The sequence below is a fragment of the Mesorhizobium sp. WSM4989 genome (assembly GCF_029625795.1).
Lineage (GTDB): Bacteria > Pseudomonadota > Alphaproteobacteria > Rhizobiales > Rhizobiaceae > Mesorhizobium.
Genome location: NZ_JARTVN010000002.1, coordinates 2,098,670 through 2,121,571 on the forward strand (window position 1 = coordinate 2,098,670; position 22,902 = coordinate 2,121,571).

Consider the following 22,902-nt stretch of genomic DNA (forward strand, 5'->3'; position numbering starts at 1 on the left):
GATGTCGCGCCCGCTATTTGAGCGGCAGCGTCGGGGCCTCAGGCAGCGCCGGTGACGTAACGCACGATGCGCGACATCTCCCTGACGGTCGCGTCGAGATATTGGCCCTGGTTGTAGAGGCCGTCCCAGATCAGGAAGAACGTGATGGCGACGATAACGATCACATAACGCATGGCTAAAGCTAGCGTATGTCCTCAAACCGAACCAGAGCGCCTTCACGGCAATCGTTCCAATTCACTGCTTTGTAATCGACGCACCTTTCCGGCGTCATGGGACCCAGCGCCGGCTACCTGGAGAGCTGCGGTGCGAGCACAAATGTCTCATGCGAACGTGATGCAACCGCGATCGGACATCCGGCATTTTTCCGACTGTCCGGCGCCGTCACTGCATCCTCGGGCGAGCGCCGAGCGTCGTTCGCAACAGGAGGCTTCCTTGAACCGCACCGTAGCCGTCGCCGTGCTGCTGCTTGCCGTGATCTCGGCAAGTGCCGCTGAAGCAAAAGTATCCTTGCCCACAGTCACCAATGACCCGCTGGGCGCGCTGACTGCCCCGACGCTGACACCGGGGGCCAGCGACCTTGTCAACAACACGCCGACATCGACCATCCAGGAGATTCGCCACCCGAGAGGAATGGCGCCGCTGACCGTGCCCAGCGATCCGCTCGGCACGTCGATCCAGCCGGCCTTCCCCGGGCCGCTCACCACGCCCGCGACCACCCCTTCGCCTTAGCCAAATCAGGCCGGCCCGGCCGCGCAACATCAAAGGGTAATGCGGTATTTGGCAAACCCCGCCTCACCCTCGCCCGCCGGCTCGATCTTCAGCGACTTCACCTGACCGATGAAATCCTTGGCCCTGGGTCCGGTCTCGAAGACAACGCTGGTTCCAGGCAGCGGCGCGAACGACCAGTTGTCGTCCGCCGACGGATTGATCGTGCCCTCGCTGATGACGTAGCGCACGATCACGTCGCGGTTGGTGTCCGGCGCCTCATAGATGATCTTCGAAGCATTGATATCAGGGAAATTGCCGCCGCCGCCAGCGCGGTAGTTGTTGGTGGCAACCACGAATTTCGCTGCCGGATCGAGCGGCTTGCCGCCGAATTTAAGATCGACGATGCGACTGGAGCCGGCATTGGCGACGGCGCCCTTCGTATCGTATTTCGGTGGCTGCGACAGGTCGATCTTGTAGGTGATGCCATCGATGACGTCGAAATTGTAGGAGGGGAACTCGGTGTTGATCAGCGGCTGATCCGCCTTCCCGGGCTCGATCCTGTTGAAGATGCCGGCCGACATCTCCAGCCATTCCTTGACTTGCGAGCCGGTGATTTCGACCGCGCGCACGGTGTTCGGATAAAGATAGAGATCGGCGACGTTCTTGATGGCGATATCGCCGACAGGAACGTCGGTATAGTAGTCGGCGCCGTTGCGGCCGCCTGCTTTGAACGGTGCCGCCGCAGAGAGGAGCGGCACGTCCTTCCACTCTGTGCTCTTCAGAATATCCTTGAGATACCAGCTCTGCGCCTGATTGACGATCTGCACCGAGGGATCGTCGGCGACCAAAGCGAAATAGGAATAGAGCGGCGCGGACGTCTTGCCGACGGGGCGGCGGACATAGGCGAGCGTCGCCTCGTGATCCTGCTCGAGCGCCGCGATGATGCGTTTGTCGTCGCCGACCGTAGCCTTGTTCTTGCTGTCGACCCGCTCATAGATCGGCCGCGCCTCGGAGGTGGCCGAGACGACGCGCCATTTCGAGCCATCGCGCTCAAGAAGCAGGTCGATCAGGCCCATATGCGAGCCCCAGAAGCCGCCCATCACCGCCGGCTTGCCCTGCAGAGTGCCTTTTTCGGTGTCGACGCCTTCCAGCGCCTGGAAATCCTTCTTGCCGGGGAAGACGAGATGCTGGTGCCCGGTGAAGACCGCGTCGATGCCTTCGACGCCGGCGACGAAGAAGGAGGCGTTCTCCATCATGTCGCCCTGCTTGATATCGATGCCGGAATGCGAAAGCGCAATGACGATGTCGGCGCCCTCCTCACGGATTTGCGGTACCCAGGCCTTGGCCGCCTGGACAATGTCGCGGGTCTGGACGTTGCCTTCCAGGTTTTTCAGGTCCCAGACCATGATCTGCGGCGGCACGAACCCGATGACCCCGATCTTGATCGGCTGTTCGGCGCCGGAGCCGTCCTTGATCTTCTTGTCGAGGATAACATAGGGCTTGAGGTAGAGCTTGTCGTCGCGCGGGTTCGTGGCGAGCGTGGTGCCCCGGATCAGGTTGGCGCATACGAAGGGGAAATTGGCGCCGGCCAACACCTTGTCCATGAAGGACAGGCCGTAGTTGAATTCGTGGTTGCCGAGGGTCGAGCATTCATAGCCGAGCAGGTTCATGCCCTTCATGATCGGATGCAGGTCGCCGTCCTTCATGCCCTTTTCATAGGCGATGTAGTCGCCCATCGGATTGCCCTGCAACAGGTCGCCGTTGTCGATCAGCATCGCATTGGTGGCCTGCTTGCGCACCCCGTCGATCAGCGAGGCCGTGCGCGACAGGCCCATCGTGTCGTTCGCTTTGTCGGCGTAATAGTCATAGGGCAGCAAATTCACATGGATGTCGGTCGTCTCCATGATCCTCAGATGCGCCTGATTGGCTGCGGCCCGGGCGGAGAACGGATGCAGCATGATCAGCGCTCCGCTGGCGGCGGCTCCGGCCAGGAATTCGCGGCGAGAGACGGGCAAAAGTGACATTGTTTTCCTCCTCTTAGACAACGCGACATGCCCTGCCCCTCAATCGGAACATGCCGCCGAAGGCATTTCGAGTCCATGTCTGTTGGATGTCTGTTGATCACGACACGGTGACGCGTCGATGAAAAGCAATCAGCTCTTGTCGTCGTCACCCTGAGTGATCAGGCGCGCGCTGCGCTGTCCGGTAAAATATATCCATAGCCAGCTGAGCGACACTGCGAGCCGATTGCGGAAATCGATCAGGAAATAAATGTGCGCTATCCCCCAGAGCCACCATGCGAGCCAGCCGGTGAGCTTGATCCAGCCGAAATCGATGGCGGCCGCGCGTTTGCCGATCGTCGCCAGGTCGCCGGCATGCTTGTAGCGGAAAGGGCGTGGCGTTGCGTCGCCATCGAGCCTCGCTTTGATCGTTGCAGCAACATGCCTGCCCTCCTGCTTGGCGGACGGCGCCACGCCCGGTACCGGCTTGCCGTCCGCTCGCAGCAGATGTGCCGTATCGCCGATAACAAATATCTCCGGGCTGCCCGGCACGGTGAGATCGGGCTCGACCAGCACCCTGCCCGCCCGGTCGGCGGGCGCTCCCAGCCATTCCGCCGCAGGCGAAGCGGCGACGCCGGCTGCCCATAAAATCGTCTTTGCCGGCAGGTAGGTATCGCCAAAGACGACGCCCTCGGCATCCAACTGCGTGACGGCACGGCCAAGCTCGACCGTCACGCCAAGCCGCTCCAGCGCTTTTTGAGCATAGGCCGAGAGCTCCGGTGCGAAATTGGCGAGCACACGGTCACCGGCTTCGATCAGCACAACGCGCGCCTGCCGCGTGTCGATATTGCGGAATTCGCCGCGCAGCGTGTCCTGCGCAAGCTCTGCAATGGTGCCGGCAAGCTCCACGCCGGTCGGTCCGCCGCCAACGATGACCAGCGTCAGCAATGCCTGGCGCCTGGCGGGATCGGTCTCGCGCTCGGCTTGCTCGAAAGCGAGCAGGATGCGGCGCCGGATGGTGGTGGCATCTTCCAGCGTCTTCAGCCCGGGCGCGAATGGCTCCCATTCGTCATGGCCGAAATAGGCGTGGCGCGCGCCGGTGGCGAGCACTAGCGTGTCGTAGCCGACTGCGCTCCCGTCATCGAGCAGCACGCGTTTGCCTGCGCGGTCAACACCGATGACCGTACCCAGAAGCGTCGTCACGTCCTTGCGCTTGCGTAACAGATGACGGATCGGCCAGGCGATCTCGGAAGTCGCCAGCGCGGTGGTCGCCACCTGGTAGAGCAGCGGCTGGAACAAGTGGTGATTGCGCTTGTCGATCATGGTGATGCGCACCGGTGCGCCGGCCAGCGCGCGGGTAAGTTCGAGACCGCCGAACCCGGCGCCGACGATCACGACATGATGCTTGGCTTCGTCCATTTTCAGCCACCTCGCCCAAAGCAACCCGATTGCTTAGATGTAAGCATTTTTAGTGCACCGCAACAACGCCGCCGCTGGCCATGTCATTGCCTGGGAGTCGTCGTCCGGTGTCGTGTACGCGCATGTCGCCCCGGAACGCCCGGTATAGCGTGGAGCAGAACGATAGGAGTGAAGCATGTCTGACAATCGCGATGACGACGGCCCGGCCCAATACGCTTCGCCGCCTTGTTTCATGCATGAGCTCGACCCGGCCTATCAGATGCCGCTGTCCGACTGGACCGATGTCCGGCGCTGGCGCAAGGCGGAGCGTGAGCGGCTGATCGGCGCGCGGCTTGCGGTTTCCGCCGATGCACGCGCGGCAATGTCACAGCGGATTGCCGAGGGCCTCGATATGCTGGTCGGCAAGGTTGCCGGCCTTATGGTCAGCCTCTACTGGCCGTTCCGCGGCGAGCCGGACCTGCGCGGCTTTATGGCGTCGATCAATGCGCGCGGCGGCCGCACCGCGCTGCCCGTCGTCATCGAGAAGGGCCAGCCTTTGGTGTTCCGCGCCTACGCGCCGGGCGACCGGCTGGAGAAAGGCGTCTGGAACATCCCGATCCCGGCCGAGGGTGATCCTGTCCTGCCCGATATCGTGATCTCGCCTGTGGTCGGCATCGATCCCAGCAACTACCGGCTGGGCTATGGCGGCGGTTTCTACGATCGTACACTTGCTGCCATGCCGTTCAGGCCGCTGGTGATCGGCGTCGGCTACGAATTGCAGCGCATTCCCACCATCTATCCGCAACCGCACGACATCCCGATGACCAAGGTGGTCACCGAGGCGGCCGGAGCCTAAGGCAGTTCCACGAAAAGAGTGTAGCGGTTTCCGTCCGCAATTGCGCAAAGCAAAGACATTGAGCGGTTCGGGTTCCGGTGGAACGCTGAAACGCTCTGACCTCAGCTAGGCCATTTCCGGCCTCAACCCCACCGCTGTCCTGTCGACGATCTCGCGCAGGGCGAAGGATGAGTTGATCTTCGTCACATGCGGCATCGCCGACAGCCATTCCTTGTGGATACGCTCATAGTCGGCAAGGTCCTTGGCCGCTATACGCAGGATATAGTCGTATTCGCCCGACATCAGATGGCAGGAAAGCACGTTCGGGCAGCGTTTGATCGCCGCTTCGAAATCGGACAGCGTCTTCTCGAACTGCCCCGACAACGATATATGCACGATCGCCGTCATCTGATGGCCGAGCGCGGCATTCGACAGTCGCGCGTGATAGCCGCGGATGGTTCCGGATTTCTCCAGATTGTCCAGGCGCCTGGAGCAGGCCGACTGCGACAGCCCAACCTTTTCGGCAAGCGCTGCATTGGGGATCCGGCCATCCTTCTGTAAAGTCTCCAGAATGGCGATATCGATCCTGTCGAGCGGCATTTTTCGAGATTCCTGCGAATATTCCGGCTTTTTGCGCAACGATTATCGAAGACCGGACGCTGCCGCAAGTGCATTCGCAAACACATGCGGAACGATTCATGCTTCACTGCGCCTCATGCATGTCGCCCTAAAACTGCGCGGCGGTTTGGGATTGGCGGCATGCCCGGAAATGTCAGGGAGAGCGCCCTTTCAAGGGCCGGACAGGAGAAGAAGATGCGCGTCGGCTGCCCCAAGGAAATCAAGAACCATGAATACCGTGTCGGTCTGACGCCCGGCTCTGTCCGCGAATATGTCGCGCACGGTCACGAAGTGCTTGTCGAGGCTGGCGCCGGCGCCGGAATAGGCGCCGACGATAACGCCTATCGCGCCGCCGGCGCCACGATCGCCAAGACGGCCGCCGACGTGTTCGCCAAGTCGGACATGATCGTCAAGGTCAAGGAGCCGCAGCCCAACGAATGGGTGCAGCTGCGCGACGGCCAGATCCTCTACACCTACCTCCACCTCGCCCCGGATCCGGAGCAGACCAAGGGCCTGCTCGCTTCGGGCGTCACGGCGATCGCCTATGAGACGGTCACCGACGACCGTGGCGGTCTTCCCCTGCTCGCACCGATGTCGGAAGTCGCCGGCCGCCTGTCGATCCAGGCCGGCGCGACCGCGCTGCAGAAGGCCAATGGCGGCCGCGGCGTGCTGCTCGGCGGCGTTCCCGGCGTTTTGCCAGGCAAGGTCACCGTGCTCGGCGGCGGCGTCGTCGGCCTGCACGCTGCCAAGATGGCTGCCGGCCTCGGCGCCGACGTCACCATCATCGACCGCTCGATCCCGCGCCTGCGCCAGCTCGACGACATTTTTGGCGGCCGTGTCCATACCCGCTACTCGACCGTCGAGGCGCTCGAAGACGAGTGCTTCTCGGCTGACATCGTCGTCGGCGCCGTGCTGATCCCGGGCGCTGCCGCACCCAAGCTGGTCACCCGCGAAATGCTCTCCGGCATGAAGAAGGGCTCGGTGCTCGTCGACGTCGCCATCGACCAGGGCGGCTGCTTCGAGACCTCGCACGCCACGACCCATGCCGACCCGACCTATGAGGTCGACGGCGTGATCCACTACTGCGTCGCCAACATGCCGGGCGCGGTTCCGGTTACCTCGGCACACGCGCTGAACAACGCCACCCTGCATCACGGCCTGCAGCTCGCCGACAAGGGCCTGAAGGCGCTGGTCGACGACCATCACCTGCGCAACGGCCTCAATGTCCACAAGGGCAAGATCACCAATCGTGCCGTCGCCGAAGCGCTGGGTTACGAGATGGTCGAACCGAAGGCGGTGCTGGCCGCCTGAAACTATTTGTCACGCAATTCCGGACGGTACCGCTGCTACAGACCTTTCCTGGAATTGCCCTCGATAAAAGCTTCCTTCTGTCGCCCGCCGGTTCTTCCGGCGGGCGTTTTTTTATCGTGTTTCCAACCGGTCCTTTGCGCGAAGAGTCCGGGCAACAAAAAAGCGGAGCCAGAGCCCCGCTTTCTCGATGTTGCGATGTGCCGCCGGTCCATCCGCGGTCGGCCATCGATCAACGACCGCCCTTCTAGCGCGGTTATGCGACGGGAGTACGACAGTTTGCGGGGGCATGCGGGCCGCCGCTCAGCCATGCGAGCGAATCCGGTGCCTCTTGTGTGAAATCCTTCACACTCGGGACCCGAGAAACCTGCCTAGAGAGATTTCGCTACCTGATGGCTACGGTCGCCCTCGGTTCCGGTGAAAACCGGCCCCGCCGGCGGCTCGGGCCGAAGGCTTCTGTCACAGACTTCCAACGGCCCGCCAGACCACCGGCGGGCATTTTTTTGCCGGCGATCAAGCTCGTTCGATGCGGCACTGGTAGCAATTGTTCCGTGCCGAGCGGACGTGAATGTAGGCTATGTCGTCGCGCTCGAACAAAGTCTCGGCGCGGGCCGCGATATCGCCGGTCGGGACGACGGCGCCGCTGCCGTAGACGATGCGGTCGTCCTTGCCATAGCCGCGCACTATGTAGTCGCTGCTTTGGAGCATCTCAGGCAGTGCATCCGCCTCCGCGGCGCGTTGGCATTCGTCCGCATGCAGGAAGATCGGTCCGGTCTCCGCGTAAGGCTGAAGCTCCGGGAACGGCCGGTAGGCGAGGATGAGATAGCTATCGCCGGTTGCGACGTTCTTCATGCAATGCCGGCACGGCACGCCATCGCCGTCCGAAATCCTTCGCTCTGGCGTGTGGCCGTAAGCGTCGGGCCCTCCCCGCTGTAAGGCGCGCACGGCTTCGGTCGGCAGGGCTTTGAACTGGATGCTCATGGCAAAATTCTCCGGTGTCCTTGGCCGGAAACTATGACGAGCCGACAGCGTCTCCCACCCGATTCCTGCCAAGCGCTTCGTGCGTCGCTCGAAGCGCAGTATCGAATTACGAACCCGAAATCACGATACTAGACTTATCGGACTCGCCATGGACCGCGCTCCGCGCCATGATGATCGCAGAAGAAGGGTGCGGCGCGCGGCCGGCTGAGGTCGGGCGATGATCCGAGCATGATACGGCCCGCAGCGACGATCCGGACGACCAAGGCGCCCCGCTGGGCTTGCATCGACACGTGGCTGCCGAGGGCCAGCCGCCGCCGGTTGCGTAAGCGGCATCGAGGCAGCCGACTGCGCCGCGCTTCCCCTTAGCTACGGCCGCATGACGCTTGCGGAGCGCTCGGCGAAGGTCAGCGGATGCACGACCTCTTTCTTCTGCGCAACCGGCGTAAAGCCAAGCTTCTGGTAAAGCGGCAGCGCCGCCGGGTGGTCGAGCGTGCAGGTCTGCACGGTGATGCGCTTCGGCCCATACGACCATGCAGCCGAGATGGCCGCTCCCAGGAACCAGCGGCCGATACCCTGGCCGTGCGCATGTTCCATCATACCGAAATAGGCGAGTTCCACTTCCTCGGGCAGATGCGGCTTGAGGTCGAAGAAGCCGGCGGGAGAGCCGTCGAGGTAGAGCACGCTGATGTCGCGGTCCTCACGATGCAGGCCGGCGGCCAGTTCCTCGTCGCTCAGTCTAAGCACGTTGACCCAGTGCCATTTGCGCCCGACGCGATCCATCAGGTAGCGGTAGAAATGCAGCGGAATGTCCTTGGTCCTCAGCAAGGCGATCTGCCGGTTGTAGGGCAGCGGGGGAGATGAAGCCGGCGGTGCGTGCATTTCGAGGAATGTGACCGTGACATCGATATCCTTCGGTCCACCGTTTTCCATCGCCGTCATTCCTTGCCCGTCACCACGGGAGTGTCGCTCAGCCCACCCCATTCGGTCCATGAGCCGTCGTACAGCCTGTTGTCGGTATGGCCAAGCGTCTCCAGCGCCAACGTGATCGCCGCCGCGGTGATGCCAGATCCGCACGAGGTGACGACCGGCTTTGTAAGATCGATGCCGGCCTCCTCAATGACCATGCGCAAGCGGTCCTTGGGTAGCAGTTCGCCATTCTCGGCAAGCGCGGCAACCGGAACATTGCGAGCGCCCGGCATATGGCCGGAACGGACGCCGGGACGCGGTTCGGGATCGGTGCCGGCGAAACGCCCGGGTGAGCGCGCATCGGCGATCTGGCTTTCTCCGCTTCCAACGATCCGGCGCATTTCGTCGAGGCTGACAATCCGGCTTGCATCGAAATCGGCATAAAAGACGCAAGGTGCGATCCGGGTCTGCTCCGCCGTTGCCGGCCGCCCTTCCGCCTTCCAGCGGTCGAAGCCGCCATTCAGGATATAGACCTGGAAGACGCCCATGACGCGGAACATCCACCAGGCGCGCGGCGCCGAGAAATAGCCTGGACCGTCATAGATGACGATCGTGTCGTCGGCCGAAACGCCCATCGAGCCGACATATTGCGCGAAATATTGGGGCGACGCCAATGTGTGCGGCAGCTTGGAATCCGGGTCCGAAACGGCGTCCTGATCGAGGAAGCGAGCACCGGGGATATGGGCGTCGTCATACTCGGCGCGGGCGTCGCGTTTCTGCGCCGGCAGGTACCAGGACGCGTCAATGATGGTCAGTCCTGGCGTTCCCAACCGCTTCTCGAGCCAATCCGCGTCGACGATGAATGGGCTGTCTTCGGCCATTTTTCCTCTCCTGCCCGCTCCTGGCGACTTTGGTAGGTGTTGCTCGTCAATTCGCCGGCATCGGCCCGAAGCGGATGCGGAAGCGCCGGTTCTCGCGGCCCTTCTTTTCGATCTTGCCGATATGGATCTCGCCGATTTCGCCGGTGCTCTTCACATGGGTGCCGCCGCAAGGCTGACTGTCGATTGAGGCATTCTCGCCGATGCAGACCAGGCGAATCCTGCCGGTGCCGACGGGCGGCCGCACGTTCTTCGATTTGACAAGCCCGGGATTGGCCGAAAGTTCCTCGTCGGTGATCAGCCGCGTGAAGACGGGATGGTTGGCCCGCACAAGCTCCATCAACCTCGCTGTCACGTCCTCCTTGCTGAAGCCGGCATCGGGAATGTCGAAATCGACGCGGCTGTCGTCCTCGGCGACTGCTGCCCCGGTGATCGGAAACGGGCAGACGACGGTGAGCAGATGACACGCGGAGTGCATACGCATCAGAAGATGCCGCCGCCGCCAGTCGATGGCGAGCTTCAGCTTTTCACCGACGGCCGGCAGGGCCTGTTCAGGCGCCGGCACATGGATGATCTCGTCCTTGGTTTCGCCGGTGATGGCGGCGGCGATCGCGATGCGGCTGCCGTCGGCGCGCTCCAACATGCCCGTATCGCCTGGCTGTCCGCCCGACGTGGCATAGAAGATCGTGCGGTCGAGAAGGATGCCGCCGCGGTCATTGATGGCGACGACTTGCGCCTCCGCCGTGCTCAGATAGGCGTCGTCGCGAAACAGCGCTTCGGTTCTCTGCGCCATCAGGCCACCTTTTCGAACGGCACCGGGATGTTGGCTTTTTCGTCCATCCAGCCAGGGACCGGCAGGTTCTTGCTTCGCAGGAACTCGGGATTGAACAGCTTCGACTGGTAGCGCGTGCCGTAGTCGGCGAGGATCGTCACGATGGTATGGCCGGGGCCAAGCTCGCGCGCCAGCCGAATGGCGCCGGCGATGTTGATGCCCGTCGAGCCGCCGACGCACAGTCCCTCTTCCTGGATCAGATCGAAGATGATCGGCAATGCCTCCTCGTCCGGTATCTGGTAGGAGAAGTCCGGCGTGAAGCCGTCGAGATTGGCGGTGATGCGACCCTGGCCGATGCCTTCGGTAATCGAGCTGCCGTCGGCTTTCAGCTCACCGCTGGTATAGAAGCTGTAGAGCGCAGCACCCAACGGATCGGCAAGTGCGATCTTGACGTGCCTGCTCTTGGCCTTGAGCCCGAGCGCAACGCCGGCGAGCGTGCCGCCGGAGCCGACGGCGGACACGAAGCCGTCGACCTTGCCGCCGGTTTGGGTCCAGATCTCCTCGGCAGTCGTGCGGATGTGGCCGTCGCGGTTCGCGACATTGTCGAACTGGTTCGCCCAGATCGCGCCGTTCGGCTCCGACCGTGCCATCTGCTCGGCGAGCCGCCCCGAAAGCTTCACATAGTTGTTCGGGTTCTTGTACGGCACGGCCGGCACTTCGATCAGCTCGGCTCCCAGGATCTTGATCGTGTCCTTCTTCTCCTGGCTTTGCGTGTCGGGGATGACAATGACTGTCCGGTAGCCGAGCGCCTTGGCGACCAGCGTGAGGCCAATGCCGGTGTTGCCGGCGGTCCCTTCGACGATGACACCACCGGGCCTCAGCAATCCGCGATGTTCGGCGTCCCTGATGATGAAGAGGCCTGCACGGTCCTTGACCGATTGTCCCGGATTCATGAATTCGGCCTTGCCCAGGATCTCGCAGCCGGTTGCGTCCGAAGCCTTGTTGAGCCGGATCAGGGGGGTGTTGCCGATCGCTTCGATCACATTACGGGGCATGGGGATTCCTTTATGCGTGCGGCGAGACCCTAAAAACCGGAAGCCGCGGTTTCAAGGCAAGATTTTGCCTGGTCCAGTCGCATTCGGGACGCTGCAATGCTCCCGAGCATTTCAACGATGTCATCCAAAAGCGCTCTTTTCATCCCATTTCTTCGCCGCTAGAGCACTAGCCCAGATAATTCGCAGGACTTCCAATGACACTCTACCGGGCCAACCCGAAAGACGGTGTCGCCTGGATCACGGGCGGCAGCAGCGGCCTCGGCCGGGCGCTGGCCAAGGACCTGGCGAGGCAAGGCTATGCCGTCGCGGTGACGGCGCTGGCCAGCGATCCAGCCGATACGCTGCTGGTTGAGACCGCGCAGATGGCCGGCCACGTGAAATCCTTTCCCTGCGATGTGACCGACGAAGAAGGGATGGCACGCACTGTCGCGGCGATCGAGAAAGACATGGGGCCGATCGTGCTCGCCGTCTTCAACGCCGGCAACTACATCGCCACCCCCGGTGAGCATCTCGTGGTGCGCGATTTTCATCGTTCCTTCGCCGTCAATTATTTCGGCATCGTCAACGGACTGGTGCCTGCGGTCGACTATATGCGCACGCGAGGACGCGGCCATGTCGTCCTGGTCGGGTCGGTCACGGCCTATTCCGGCTGGCCGACCACCGCCGCCTATGGCGGCACCAAGGCGGCAATCAACATCCTGGCGGAATCGCTGAAATACGACTTCGACAAGATGAACATCCGCATCCAGGTGATGAATCCGGGCTTCGTCGACACGCCGCTGACCGAGAAGACCATGCTGCCGATGCCGGGCCTGATGCCTGTTCACCGGGCATCGCGCCGCATGGCGCGCGGCATCCGGAGGGGAGGCTTCGAAGTCACCTTCCCCTATCACATAAGCTGGCCGCTGAAGCTGCTGGGCCTGCTGCCGCGACCCGTAGGCCGACTGGTGATCGGGCTGACCACCAGCTGGCGGGGACGGCCGTTGTATTTCGACCGCAAGACGCCGGGCTAAAAAAGTCCAACGGACAAAGCGGCGTAAAGCGCCTCGCGCTGAAACGCATTCAGGCAACGCGCTTTATGCCTTTCTATGCAAGTCGTTTCGCAAAACCGTCGCAGGCTTTTGCACGACATCCGCTGATCCGGGAGAGATTGCCTCTCGGTGGGCACCGCCATAGGTTGAGAATTGTTGCTTGGAGTCGGTCATGGGGCGACGGATCTTGCTTGCGGTACTGGGTCTCGTCGTTATCCTCCTCTCAGGCTTTTACCTCGGCCCACGCGTGGCGGTCGATACGACGATCCGTTTCGATCCTTCGGCGATCGGCGACGATCCGCAGGCCTATCTGGCGCGCGAAGAAGCGGCCGTACCCAATATCCGTGACGGGTTGGACAAGGAGATCATCTGGGCGAATCCGTTGGTTCACGCCAAGACCAAGCTTGCGATCGTCTACATCCACGGGTTTTCGGCATCCAAGGGCGAGATCCGGCCGCTGCCGGACGACGTCGCCGGGGAGATCGAGGCCAATCTCTTCTACACCCGCCTGACCGGCCACGGGCAGGACGGCGCGGCCATGGCCGAAGGCAGCGTGAATGCCTGGATCAACGACTATGAGGAGGCACTGGCGATCGGGCGCGCGATCGGCGAGAAGGTGATCGTTATCGCCACCTCGACTGGCGCCTCACTGGCGACATGGGCTGCAGCCCAGCCTGGTGCTTCCGACGGCGTCGCGGCAATCGCATTCATCTCGCCTAATTTCGGCGTCAAGGCGTCGGGCGCCGAGGTCCTTACACTGCCTTGGGGCAGAGAGATTGCCGAACTCGTCGGCGGCAGGGAGCGCAGTTTTCCGGCGCGCAATGCGCTGCACGAAAAATTCTGGACCACCAAATATCCGATCGCGGCGGCCTTGCCGATGGCTGCGCTCACCGAGCTCGCCTATCGCGCGCCGGTCGAGAAGGCGACCATCCCTGCCCTGTTCATCTTCTCGGATGCCGACAAGGTGGTCCGGCCGGACCGCACGCGCGAGGTCGCCGGCCGCTGGGGCGGTCCGCACGAACTGGTGCCGGTCGACGATACGGGCGATCCGGACAACCACGTCATTGCAGGCGATGCGCTATCGCCGCAGACCACGGGCTTTCTGACAGAGCGGATCGTGGTGTGGGTGAAGGCGCTGATGCAGCAGCAATCAAGTCCGTGAAACGAGAAACGGCCGGAGCGTTGCTTCCGGCCGTTATGCTGTTTCAATCAAACCTCGGTGGGACTTTAAGCGGCCCGGTTCGCCGGCCGCTTGCCGCCGAAGCGGCGCTTGTTGTTGCCCTTGAAGCGCTTGAAGCCGTCAGGCTTGTGCTCGCCATTCGGCTTGGCGCCCGCAGGACGTTCGCCTTGCGGCTTGGGCGCGAATTGGCGCTCGCCACCGGGCTTGCCGCCGAAGCGCTTCTTGCCGTTGTTGCCGCTGCCGGGACGGCGGCCATCACGACGGCCGCCATGGTGCTCGCGGTCATTGGCCGGCTCGAAATGACGCTCGGTCCTTTCCTTCGGATCGCGCTGCGGGTCGGGACTGCCGAGATGATCGGCAATGACCGGAAGCTTCATGCGGATGATGCGCTCGACCTGCCGCAGCTTGCCGTTCTCCGATGGATCGCAAAGCGTGATCGCGATGCCGTCCCTGCCGTTGCGGCCGGTACGGCCGATACGGTGGACATAGCTCTCCGCTTCGTCCGGCAAGTCGAAATTCACGACATGGCTGATGCCTGGGACGTCGATGCCGCGCGCGGCGATATCGGTCGCCACCAAAATACGCACCGAGCCGTCGCGGAAATCGTTGAGCGCCTTCTGACGCGCGTTCTGCGACTTGTTGCCGTGGATCACTGCGGCGTCGAAGCCGTCGCGGGCAAGGTCCTTGGTGACGCGGTCGGCGCCATGCTTGGTGCGCGAGAACACGATGACCGAGCGCATCGCCTCGTCGGCCAGCATCTTGGACAGCACTTGGCGCTTCTGCTTGGTGCGGGCAAGCACCACGCTTTGCACGATCTCGGCCGCCGTCGTGCTCTGCGGGGAGACTTCGATGCGGACGGCGTCCTTCAGCAAGCCCTTGGCGAGTTCCGCGATCTCGTTCGGCATGGTGGCCGAGAACAGCGCGGTCTGGCGGTTCGGCGCGGTCGCCTTGGCGATGCGCTTGACGTCGTTGATGAAGCCCATGTCGAGCATGCGGTCGCCCTCATCGAGCACCAGCCATTTGGTATCGGCAAGGATGAGGTCGCCTTCCCGCACCAGGTCGGTCAGCCGGCCGGGCGTGGCGATCAGGATATCGACGCCGGGTGCGATCTTCTTCACCTGGCTGTAGCGGGAGACGCCGCCGAGCACGAGCGCGGTCGAGATGTGCGCGCCCTTGGCGAGCAGCTTGATGGTGTCCTCGATCTGTACCGCTAGCTCGCGTGTCGGCGCCAGGATCAGCGCGCGGGCCGTCTTTGGCCGGCGCTTCGTGCCGAGCCCGATGATCTTCGACAGGATCGGCAGCGCGAAAGCCGCCGTCTTGCCCGAACCGGTCTGAGCAATGCCGAATATGTCACGGCCTTCGAGCTGCGGCGGGATCGCCTGCACCTGGATCGGCTTCGGATCCGTGAAGCCCGCGGCATTGGCGGCCTTGAGCAGCGCGCCGGTGATTCCAAGGGTAGCGAAACCGTTCTGGTCCGCCTGATTTTCATTGGTCAAAATAGTCTTCTTTCACGCGGCCCTGTAGCCGCAAACATCATGGCGGCAGGGCGCAACCTGCCGTCGAAAAATTGTCAGGAAACGACAAGGCGGCGGACGGGAGCGTCCGCGCGGCTGCGCTGTCGTGCCCGCAGGCGTCATGCCCCGGGGCTCTTTCGCCAGCTTGCCGATCGACGGGAGGGCCCACCGGAAAGAGGGAAAACAGACGCAACCAGTCTCAATTAGTGGAGAAAGCCGAAGTTCGGCCCAAGCGCCTATGCGACCGCATATGGCCGAGTCCGCCGCAAAATGCAAGGGTGGATGTTGCAGCGCAACAAAACGGCGTGCGAAAAGCGACGCTTGCGCTGCGCTGCCCTCACGATTACCACAAACCACCTTTCTATGGTGGGGGCAGCGATGAAGGACGTGCTGAAGGAACTCGAGCGCCGCCGCGAGATCGCCCGGATGGGCGGCGGCAAGCAACGGATCGAGGCCCAGCACAAGAAGGGCAAGCTCACCGCCCGCGAGCGCATCGACGTCTTCCTCGACGAGGGTTCGTTCGAGGAGTTCGACATGTATGTCGAGCACCGCTCAACCGACTTCGGCATGGAGAAAACCAAGATCGCGGGCGACGGCGTCGTCACAGGCTGGGGCACCGTCAACGGCCGTCCAGTCTACCTTTTTGCCAAGGATTTCACCGTCTTCGGCGGCTCGCTGTCTGAGGCGCATGCCGAGAAGGTGGTCAAGGTGCAGGAGATGGCGCTGCGCAATCGCGCGCCGATCATCGGCCTCTACGACGCGGGCGGCGCACGCATCCAGGAAGGCGTGGCCGCGCTCGGCGGCTATGCCGAGATTTTTCAGCGCAACGTGCTCGCCTCCGGTGTCATCCCGCAGATTTCGCTGATCATGGGCCCGTGCGCCGGCGGCGATGTCTATTCGCCGGCCATGACCGACTTCATCTTCATGGTGCGCGACACCTCCTACATGTTCGTCACCGGGCCGGACGTGGTGAAGACGGTGACCAATGAGACGGTGACGGCCGAAAGCCTCGGCGGCGCCACGGTACACACGACCCGATCCTCCATCGCCGACGGCGCCTATGACAACGATGTCGAGGCGCTGCTGCAGATGCGCCGGCTGATTGACCTGTTGCCGGCGTCCAATACCGCAGAGATTCCCGAGATCGAATGCTACCAGTCGGTGACGGACCATGACATGTCGCTCGACCGGCTGATTCCGGACAACGCCAACAAGCCCTACGACATCAAGGAACTGATCCTGAAGGTTGCCGACGAAGGCGACTTCTTCGAGATCCAGGCGAGCTTCGCCAGGAACATTGTCACCGGCTTCGGCCGTGTGGAGGGGCGAACCGTCGGCTTCGTCGCCAACCAGCCGATGGTTCTGGCCGGCGTGCTCGACTCCGACGCCAGCCGCAAGGCGGCGCGCTTCGTGCGCTTCTGCGACTGCTTCTCGATCCCGATCGTTACCTTGGTCGACGTTCCAGGCTTTCTGCCCGGCACCGCGCAGGAATATGGCGGGCTGATCAAGCATGGCGCAAAACTGCTGTTCGCCTATGCCGAAGCCACCGTGCCGAAGATCACCGTGATCACCCGTAAGGCCTATGGCGGCGCCTATGACGTGATGGCGTCGAAGCACCTGCGCGGCGACATGAACTATGCCTGGCCGACGGCGCAGATCGCGGTGATGGGCGCAAGGGGCGCGGTCGAGATCATCTACCGCAAGGACATCGGCAACGCGGAGAAGATCGCCGCCCACACCAAAGCATACGAGGATCGGTTCCTGTCGCCCTTCGTAGCGGCCGAACGCGGCTATATCGACGAGGTGATCATGCCGCATTCGACGCGCCGCCGGATCGCGCGGGCGCTGCGCATGCTGCGCAACAAGGATATGCAGAACCCCTGGAAGAAGCACGACAACATTCCGCTGTGAGGCGGTGGTGTCGCGACTGGTCCTTGTAGCTGGCAAGCATTTCGGCAGGTCCGCCGTTATTCTCGTTGATTAGCCCCTCTCCTTCCGCTTGGCCTCGCGACGGGGAGTCGCCGACCATCTCAATCGGTGGAACCTCGAAAGCCGGCCGGCGGCTGGAACTCTGGCTTACGCAATCCGTCGTCGGAGGTTGACAACTGGCAACCTCTAATCACATTGAAATCACATCAATGTGATGACGGTGCTGAATGCTAATAACCCTTGCAACAAAGGGCGTCGTTCCGTGCAAAGGCTACGGCGGGATAGAACGTCAGGTCGACTGGCTGGCCACTGAACTGGTCAGGCAGGGCCACCATGTCGTCCTCGTGGCGGGCCCTGGATCGTCACATCCACTGTGCGAAGTCCGGCATGCTGTGAGCGATGCCGAGTGCCGCGCGGCGATCCCCAAGGACACCCAAATCGTCCACCTTCATGCGTGGAAGGTCGAGGTTGACTTCCCGACCCTCAACACCGAGCGGGGCCATTTACCGGATTATCCGCGGCCGCAACCGAACTGGAGCTTCATCAGCGCACGGCACGCCCAGCTGCACGGCCGCAAGACCTTCGTCTACAACGGCTTTCCGGTGGATGACTATCGGCTGGCCGAATCGAAGAGTGATCGCCTCCTCTTCATGGCGGCCATCGCACGCGCCGGAAAGGGCTTGAACCGGGCAGTCGAGCTCGCCAGGAAATTCGACTTTCCCCTCGATATCGCCGGCGGCTCGCGGTGGAAATTGCTCGGCCGAAGTCGGACCCGCCGCGAGGGGGTCTTTTTCAAGAGTCTTTCCCGCCGCTATCGCTTCAACGGCGTCGTCGACGGCGACGACAAGCTGCGCCTGCTGGGCGCATCGAAGGCCTTCCTCAATCCGATCGCCTGGGAAGAGCCTTTCGGCAATGCGCCGGTCGAGGCGATGCTGCGCGGCACGCCCGTTTTGACCACAGCGCGCGGCGCCCTGCCGGAGACGGTGGACACGGATACGGGCCGATTCTTCGAGAGCGACGAGGAGTTCGCCGAAGGTCTTGCCGAGGTCGCAGACCTGTGCATGCGCAAATGCCGTGAATCTGCCGCCGACAGATTTCCGATCGCGAAAACCGCGAAGGCCTATCTGGAACTCTATGCCCGCATCCTTGATGGCGAAGCGCTTCCGTGACAAGGAACCGGCATGCTCGCCGTTCGCGGCGACTGTGTCGGATCGAAAAGGTATCGCGCGTTGCGCCCCATTCTCGTGTTCTGCTTGCCGGCAATCGGCGACTTCATCCGCTGCCATTCGGCAATTCAAATCATAGCAGCGACGTTTCCTGGACAGCCGATCGACGTCATCACCTCGCCGCTGGCCGCGCCCCTGGCGCGCTTGATGCCGCATGTCCGGAAGGCCTGGACCGTTGAAAGGCATTGGAACCCCGGTCTCAAGGAGCGGGCGCGGCTGGCGCGCGAACTCCGCCAGGAGAATTATAACGCAGCCTATCTGCTCACCAGCAGCACCAAGGCGGCCCTGGTGCCGTGGCTGGCGGGCATTCCCGAGCGCATTGGATATCCGCGCGAGCTCCAGTTCGGCATCGTCAACCGACTGCCGTCGGGATGGCTGAGAACCTTCGTGGCCTTCGGCCCGCGCAAGACAAGGCTCGTCGAACAGGTCTGTGCGATCGCGCTCCTCGGCAAGCAGCCCGCCGAAGAAAAACAGCTGCCGGCCCCGCGGCTGGCGATTTCGTCCGAAGACGTTGCCAAGTGGCGCCGGCGCAACGGCGTCGATCCGGCAAGGCCGGTGCTTTCCCTCTATACTTCCGATTTCGAGAACATGCGCTCCTGGCCGCCCGAGCGCTTCGTCTCGGTCGCGCGAAAGCATATCGAACGGGGCTGGTCCGTCTGGCTTGTCGGCGGTCCGCGCGAACGCCAGGCTGCCGCCCAGATTCGCGCCTTGTTGCCTGAGGCGATCGACTTCACCTCGACGCCCGACATTGCGGAGGCCATGCACCAGATCGCGGCCTCCACCGTCTTTCTCGGTGTCGATGGCGGTGTGTCCCATGCAGCCGGCGCCTTAGGCATTCCAAGCGTGCTCATCTTCGGCTCGAACCGATCCTACGTGCATGGACCCTTGAACGAGCAGGTAACCTTCATCGAGCCTCCGATCTCGATACCGAGCTGGGTCCTGAACACGCGCGGTATCAGTGAGCAGCGTGTGCTCGAAGCGCTGGCGGCAAGCGTCGGAAAATACGCACCCCAACCGGTATGACCGCTTACTCCTCGGTGGCGCCAAAGCCCGCGCTCATGCTCGCGCGGGCGGTGTTCGTCCACGGCGTCGCATGATTGTCGATGCGCATCTGGAACAGGAAATAGGTCGGCGAGCAGAAGCCGATGCCCTTGACCCTGCCAGCACCCGGCGTGTCGGACGGCAGCGACTGGCACATATAATCCTCGCGGCAGAAACGATCGGCCGAGCAGGCCGGACGGTTACCGCGATTAACGGCGCCGCCGAGGCATTGGTCGAAATTGTTGGTCGCCACGCAAATATCGAACTTCTTGCCGCCGACCAAGCCGCAGATTTCGCTCGGCATCGGCTTGCCAGCCTTGAAAGCGGAGAAGGCCAGATCCTTCGCGTCGCAGCCGCGATAGGCGAAGCCGCCTGGCACACCGATCTTGGGCGGCCGGCAGGTATAGGCGGTGCGTGAAATGGCGGGCGCGAACGCCGCGAACTGGCCGGTGACGTTGTAACGGTCGTTGAAGGGCTGCGCGGTGTCGCTGGCAATCGTTCCGGTCAAGCAGGGATGGCCGGAAAAGATGTTCCGGCTCTCCTTCGGCAGCAGGCATTGCGCCAGCTTCGTCCTAACCCCTGTAGCGGTCGCGATCGGTGTGCAGACCGTGCCGGCTCCGCATTGCCAGCTGCTGCCGAAGCGGGCGGCGTCTTCCGGCACCAGGCACGGCATGGTCGTCTCGGCCGGCGTATAGGCGATCTCGCCGGTGTCTTTCCACGCGGCGGGTGGTGCGAAGGACAACGGGCGAAACCCGTTCGCTTCTCTGCCTTCCACAGTCTCCTGCAGCCACGCCTCGCGGCGCGGAATCTCGGCATGGAGATGCGGCGAGATGCCGACTTCGATGCGGTTGAGCGGCGAAGTCGTGCTATCGTCGAGGCCGATGAAATGGAATCCTGCGGTCGAGCCCGCCTGATGGCAGCCATGGCAGGCGCCGTTGTCGAGCCGCTCGATCAGGGCTTCAGCCGTGCGCGCCAATGTCAGTTTCGAATAGTCGACCCCGGCAAGCGCCTCCGGTTCGAACAGTGGCGTGAATGGATGATTGGCCTGCCTGGCACTGCCGAAGGTCGACCAGGAGATGACCTTCTTCGCTAGGAATTCATCCGGGATTTCGTAAACGCCGAGATCGATTGCACCGGCATTGGCGCGGACATAGTCCGTAAGCCTCGCCTTCAACCGCGCGTCTTGCGCAAGGCGGATGGTGTCCGGCGTATTTTCGAGCGGTTTCTGGCTGATTGTGGTGCCGTCGATACCGAAGATGCGCATGAGATAGGCGGCCTGACCGCCAAATTCGGTCTCCTGGCCGGAAGGAAAGCGCACCACCTGGGCGTTGAGTTCGAGCTGCTTGAAGGAGAGGCTCGCTTTATCCAGCGGTCCGCCGGACAGCCACCCGGCATCCGCCGCTTCGTCGATCTGCGGCGTCCAGCGCCCGGCGACGCCGGTACAGCCGCCGTCGGCGTCGGGAGCTGCGCGGTAGATGGCACTGAAATTGAACGGCAGCCTCGAGGCCAACACCTTGCCGTTCTTCCTGAAACTATAGGCAAGGCGGTAGATGAAGCGCACCTCGCCGCAGCCCGCTTCCCCACCGAGCTTTGCGAAGTCACGCCGGTCGAGCCGGTTGACGACGCCGACCAGCCGGAAACGCGCCGCGTCGGTCTTCAGCCAGCGCATGTCGATGATGCGGCCGACATTGCCGTCGGTCACCTCATAGAGCGGCCGGCCGCCTGCTTTCAGGTCGGCGCGCAGTGCTGCGACATCGGCCGCTACGGTGTCGACGATGGCGTGGTAGGCCGGCGCCGCGTCATAGAGCGTTTTCAGATCGTCCTTGCCGCTGATGCCAAAAATACCGGCGAATCCGAAGCCATCGGCGTCGAGCTTGGCGAGCACCTGCGGATCGTCCACGACCGTGACCGGGCGACCGGCTGCATCAGCCGCCCGCACGCCAAGAACAGCGATGGCAGCGACCGCGACAAGGATCGCCAGCCTCATCATCGAGCAGCCATCCCATTTTCGACCAACGCGTGCAGCACAGGCACCATGGCCAAAGGCAAATCCTCGGCGATCAGGCCGGGTCCGAACCGGCTGCCGGCTTCGGCGTGTATCCAGACAGCCGCGCAGGCCGCTTCGAACGCCGGCATGCCTTGTGCCAGGAGCCCGGCGATGATGCCCGCCAGCACGTCGCCCGAACCCGCGGTGGCAAGCCACGGCGAGCCATTGGCGTTGATCGCGGCGCGGCCGTCTGGTGCTGCGATCACCGTGTCGGCGCCTTTGTAGACGATGACGGCGTTGGCTCGCGCCGCCGCCGCGCGGGCCTTGCCGAGTTTGGAAAGAGCCTTGTCGCCCGCGACCTCGGGGAACAGCCTGCCGAACTCGCCTTCATGCGGCGTCATCACCAGCGCCGGGGCGCCGGACTTTCGGGCAGCCTGGAAAAGCGTCTCAGCCACGTCGCGAAACGAGGTGATGCCGTCGGCGTCGAGCACCAGCCCTTCAACGCCGGTCTGCTGCGCGTGCCCGGCGCCGAGCAGCGCCAGGACAAAATCGCGCGCCTTTTCGCCGACGCCAAAGCCCGGGCCGAGCACAAAGGACGAGGGGCGGCGGTCGGCAAGGAACGCACCGAGATCGGCAACCCCGTCGATCTCGCGCAGCATGATCGATGTCAGATGCGCGGCATTGACCTGCATGGCGTTCGCCGGCGACAGCACCGTCACCGCCCCTGCCCCGCTTCTTGCGGCTGCGAGCGCCGACAGGCGCGCGGCACCGGTGGCCGCAGGACCGCCCGAAAAGACGCTGGCATGACCGCGCTTGTATTTATGCGCATCGACGGCCGGAACCGGAAAGGCAGGCAGCCAGTGCGCCGGCGCATTCTCGAAAGTGCGCGGCGCGACTCGAGCGATGACGTCGTCATCGATGCCGATGTCGGCGAGCACGATCTCGCCGCTCATTTCCCGCCCCGGCAGCAGCAGATGCCCCGGCTTCTTCCGCGCGAACGTCACGGTAACGACCGCGCGAAATGCGCTGCCGAGGATGGCGCCGCTTTCGCCGGAAACGCCCGAGGGCAGGTCCACGGCGACGACCGGCAAGCCGAGATCAGTAACGACCTCGACGGCCCGGGCGGCATCGCCCGACAGTGCCTTCGAGAGCCCCGCTCCGTACAGCGCGTCGACCACCAGCGATCCCGGTTCGGCCGCGAAGGCAGATAGCGGTCGTGGCTCCAACGGGCAATTGGCTGCAGCCAGCGCGGCATCGCTGCCCGCGCGCGGTTCGCCCGATCTCCACAACGCAACGTCGACACCGCTCTTCCGGAGCAGGCTCGCCACGACATAGCCGTCGCCGCCATTGTTGCCGGGTCCGCAAAGCACGTGCACCCGTGCCGCCGCCGGATAGCGCGCCATGAGCACGGCCGCCAAGGCCTCGCCGGCCCGGCGCATCAATCCGTAGCCGTCGAGCGGACCTTGCGCGATCGCCAGCCGGTCGGCTTCGGCCATTTCGGACGGCGAAAGAAGTTCATTGCGCATGGGATTGCC

Annotated in this window: 20 protein-coding genes; 8 read left to right on the plus strand and 12 right to left on the minus strand. The window is 63.4% G+C overall.

Annotated elements, in window-relative coordinates; all coding sequences use genetic code 11:
* Positions 1-38: 38 nt before the first annotated feature.
* Entirely contained in the window at positions 39-173 is a 135-nt protein-coding gene (locus tag P9217_RS22960; RefSeq protein WP_259979787.1) for a hypothetical protein, read from the minus strand.
* A gap of 259 nt (positions 174-432) precedes the next feature.
* Here P9217_RS22960 and P9217_RS22965 point away from each other — a divergent pair, with 259 nt between their 5' ends.
* Positions 433-729 carry a hypothetical protein gene (locus P9217_RS22965; protein ID WP_095825439.1) on the plus strand — a complete coding sequence of 99 codons (297 nt, stop codon included), beginning with the start codon at positions 433-435 and terminating at the stop codon, positions 727-729.
* A 29-nt stretch (positions 730-758) separates the two neighbouring features.
* Here the strand turns inward: P9217_RS22965 and P9217_RS22970 are convergent, their stop codons facing one another.
* The gene (locus P9217_RS22970) at positions 759-2,732 is read right to left on the minus strand and encodes a bifunctional 2',3'-cyclic-nucleotide 2'-phosphodiesterase/3'-nucleotidase (RefSeq protein WP_278088313.1); all 1,974 of its coding nucleotides are present in this window, start codon (positions 2,730-2,732) and stop codon (positions 759-761) included.
* Positions 2,733-2,861: 129 nt separating this feature from the next.
* The gene (locus P9217_RS22975; RefSeq protein ID WP_278087601.1) at positions 2,862-4,127 is read right to left on the minus strand and encodes an NAD(P)/FAD-dependent oxidoreductase; all 1,266 of its coding nucleotides are present in this window, start codon (positions 4,125-4,127) and stop codon (positions 2,862-2,864) included.
* A 175-nt stretch (positions 4,128-4,302) separates the two neighbouring features.
* Between P9217_RS22975 and P9217_RS22980 the strand changes: the two genes are divergently transcribed.
* Positions 4,303-4,962, plus strand: a complete 660-nt coding sequence (locus P9217_RS22980; RefSeq protein WP_095800688.1) for a 5-formyltetrahydrofolate cyclo-ligase — start codon at positions 4,303-4,305, stop codon at positions 4,960-4,962.
* Positions 4,963-5,067: 105 nt separating this feature from the next.
* Here the strand turns inward: P9217_RS22980 and P9217_RS22985 are convergent, their stop codons facing one another.
* Positions 5,068-5,541: an Lrp/AsnC family transcriptional regulator gene (locus tag P9217_RS22985; RefSeq protein ID WP_059188527.1), complete on the minus strand. Its 474-nt coding sequence runs from the start codon at positions 5,539-5,541 to the stop codon at positions 5,068-5,070.
* A 213-nt stretch (positions 5,542-5,754) separates the two neighbouring features.
* Between P9217_RS22985 and ald the strand changes: the two genes are divergently transcribed.
* Positions 5,755-6,870: an alanine dehydrogenase gene (gene ald / locus P9217_RS22990; protein ID WP_067321621.1), complete on the plus strand. Its 1,116-nt coding sequence runs from the start codon at positions 5,755-5,757 to the stop codon at positions 6,868-6,870.
* A 510-nt stretch (positions 6,871-7,380) separates the two neighbouring features.
* Here ald and P9217_RS22995 read toward each other — a convergent pair.
* The 5 genes from P9217_RS22995 to P9217_RS23015 form a co-directional block, all read right to left on the minus strand.
* A complete protein-coding gene (locus P9217_RS22995; protein ID WP_095825442.1) occupies positions 7,381-7,848 on the minus strand; it encodes a DUF1203 domain-containing protein in 468 nt (155 codons plus the stop codon).
* Positions 7,849-8,214: 366 nt separating this feature from the next.
* Positions 8,215-8,778 carry a GNAT family N-acetyltransferase gene (locus tag P9217_RS23000; protein WP_067321624.1) on the minus strand — a complete coding sequence of 188 codons (564 nt, stop codon included), beginning with the start codon at positions 8,776-8,778 and terminating at the stop codon, positions 8,215-8,217.
* Between the two features lie 5 nt (positions 8,779-8,783).
* Positions 8,784-9,635, minus strand: a complete 852-nt coding sequence (sseA, locus tag P9217_RS23005; protein ID WP_278087602.1) for a 3-mercaptopyruvate sulfurtransferase — start codon at positions 9,633-9,635, stop codon at positions 8,784-8,786.
* A 46-nt stretch (positions 9,636-9,681) separates the two neighbouring features.
* Positions 9,682-10,425, minus strand: coding sequence for an alanyl-tRNA editing protein (locus tag P9217_RS23010; RefSeq protein WP_095825444.1), 744 nt, complete (start codon positions 10,423-10,425; stop codon positions 9,682-9,684).
* Positions 10,425-11,459, minus strand: a complete 1,035-nt coding sequence (locus P9217_RS23015) for a cysteine synthase A (RefSeq protein ID WP_278087603.1) — start codon at positions 11,457-11,459, stop codon at positions 10,425-10,427. Before P9217_RS23015 ends, P9217_RS23010 begins: the two co-directional genes overlap by 1 nt.
* Positions 11,460-11,653: 194 nt before the next feature.
* On the opposite strand from P9217_RS23015, the gene P9217_RS23020 reads away from it, so the two are divergent.
* Complete coding sequence (locus P9217_RS23020; protein ID WP_278087604.1) at positions 11,654-12,472, plus strand: SDR family NAD(P)-dependent oxidoreductase; 819 nt, start codon at positions 11,654-11,656, stop codon at positions 12,470-12,472.
* A 190-nt stretch (positions 12,473-12,662) separates the two neighbouring features.
* Positions 12,663-13,652, plus strand: coding sequence for an alpha/beta fold hydrolase (locus tag P9217_RS23025; protein ID WP_127324068.1), 990 nt, complete (start codon positions 12,663-12,665; stop codon positions 13,650-13,652).
* Positions 13,653-13,717: 65 nt separating this feature from the next.
* Here the strand turns inward: P9217_RS23025 and P9217_RS23030 are convergent, their stop codons facing one another.
* Positions 13,718-15,166, minus strand: a complete 1,449-nt coding sequence (locus P9217_RS23030) for a DEAD/DEAH box helicase (protein ID WP_278055890.1) — start codon at positions 15,164-15,166, stop codon at positions 13,718-13,720.
* A gap of 396 nt (positions 15,167-15,562) precedes the next feature.
* On the opposite strand from P9217_RS23030, the gene P9217_RS23035 reads away from it, so the two are divergent.
* The 3 genes from P9217_RS23035 (at position 15,563) to waaF (ending at position 19,362) form a co-directional block, all read left to right on the plus strand.
* Positions 15,563-17,095 carry an acyl-CoA carboxylase subunit beta gene (locus tag P9217_RS23035; RefSeq protein ID WP_067321426.1) on the plus strand — a complete coding sequence of 511 codons (1,533 nt, stop codon included), beginning with the start codon at positions 15,563-15,565 and terminating at the stop codon, positions 17,093-17,095.
* Positions 17,096-17,457: 362 nt separating this feature from the next.
* Entirely contained in the window at positions 17,458-18,282 is an 825-nt protein-coding gene (locus P9217_RS23040; RefSeq protein WP_278088314.1) for a glycosyltransferase, read from the plus strand.
* A 60-nt stretch (positions 18,283-18,342) separates the two neighbouring features.
* Positions 18,343-19,362: a lipopolysaccharide heptosyltransferase II gene (gene waaF, locus P9217_RS23045; RefSeq protein ID WP_127216686.1), complete on the plus strand. Its 1,020-nt coding sequence runs from the start codon at positions 18,343-18,345 to the stop codon at positions 19,360-19,362.
* 4 nt (positions 19,363-19,366) lie between these two features.
* Here waaF and P9217_RS23050 read toward each other — a convergent pair whose 3' ends face one another.
* Positions 19,367-21,370 carry a hypothetical protein gene (locus tag P9217_RS23050; protein ID WP_278087605.1) on the minus strand — a complete coding sequence of 668 codons (2,004 nt, stop codon included), beginning with the start codon at positions 21,368-21,370 and terminating at the stop codon, positions 19,367-19,369.
* Positions 21,367-22,893, minus strand: coding sequence for an NAD(P)H-hydrate dehydratase (locus tag P9217_RS23055; RefSeq protein WP_278087606.1), 1,527 nt, complete (start codon positions 22,891-22,893; stop codon positions 21,367-21,369). The genes P9217_RS23050 and P9217_RS23055 overlap by 4 nt, the downstream gene beginning before the upstream one ends.
* Between the last annotated feature and the right edge of the window lie 9 nt (positions 22,894-22,902).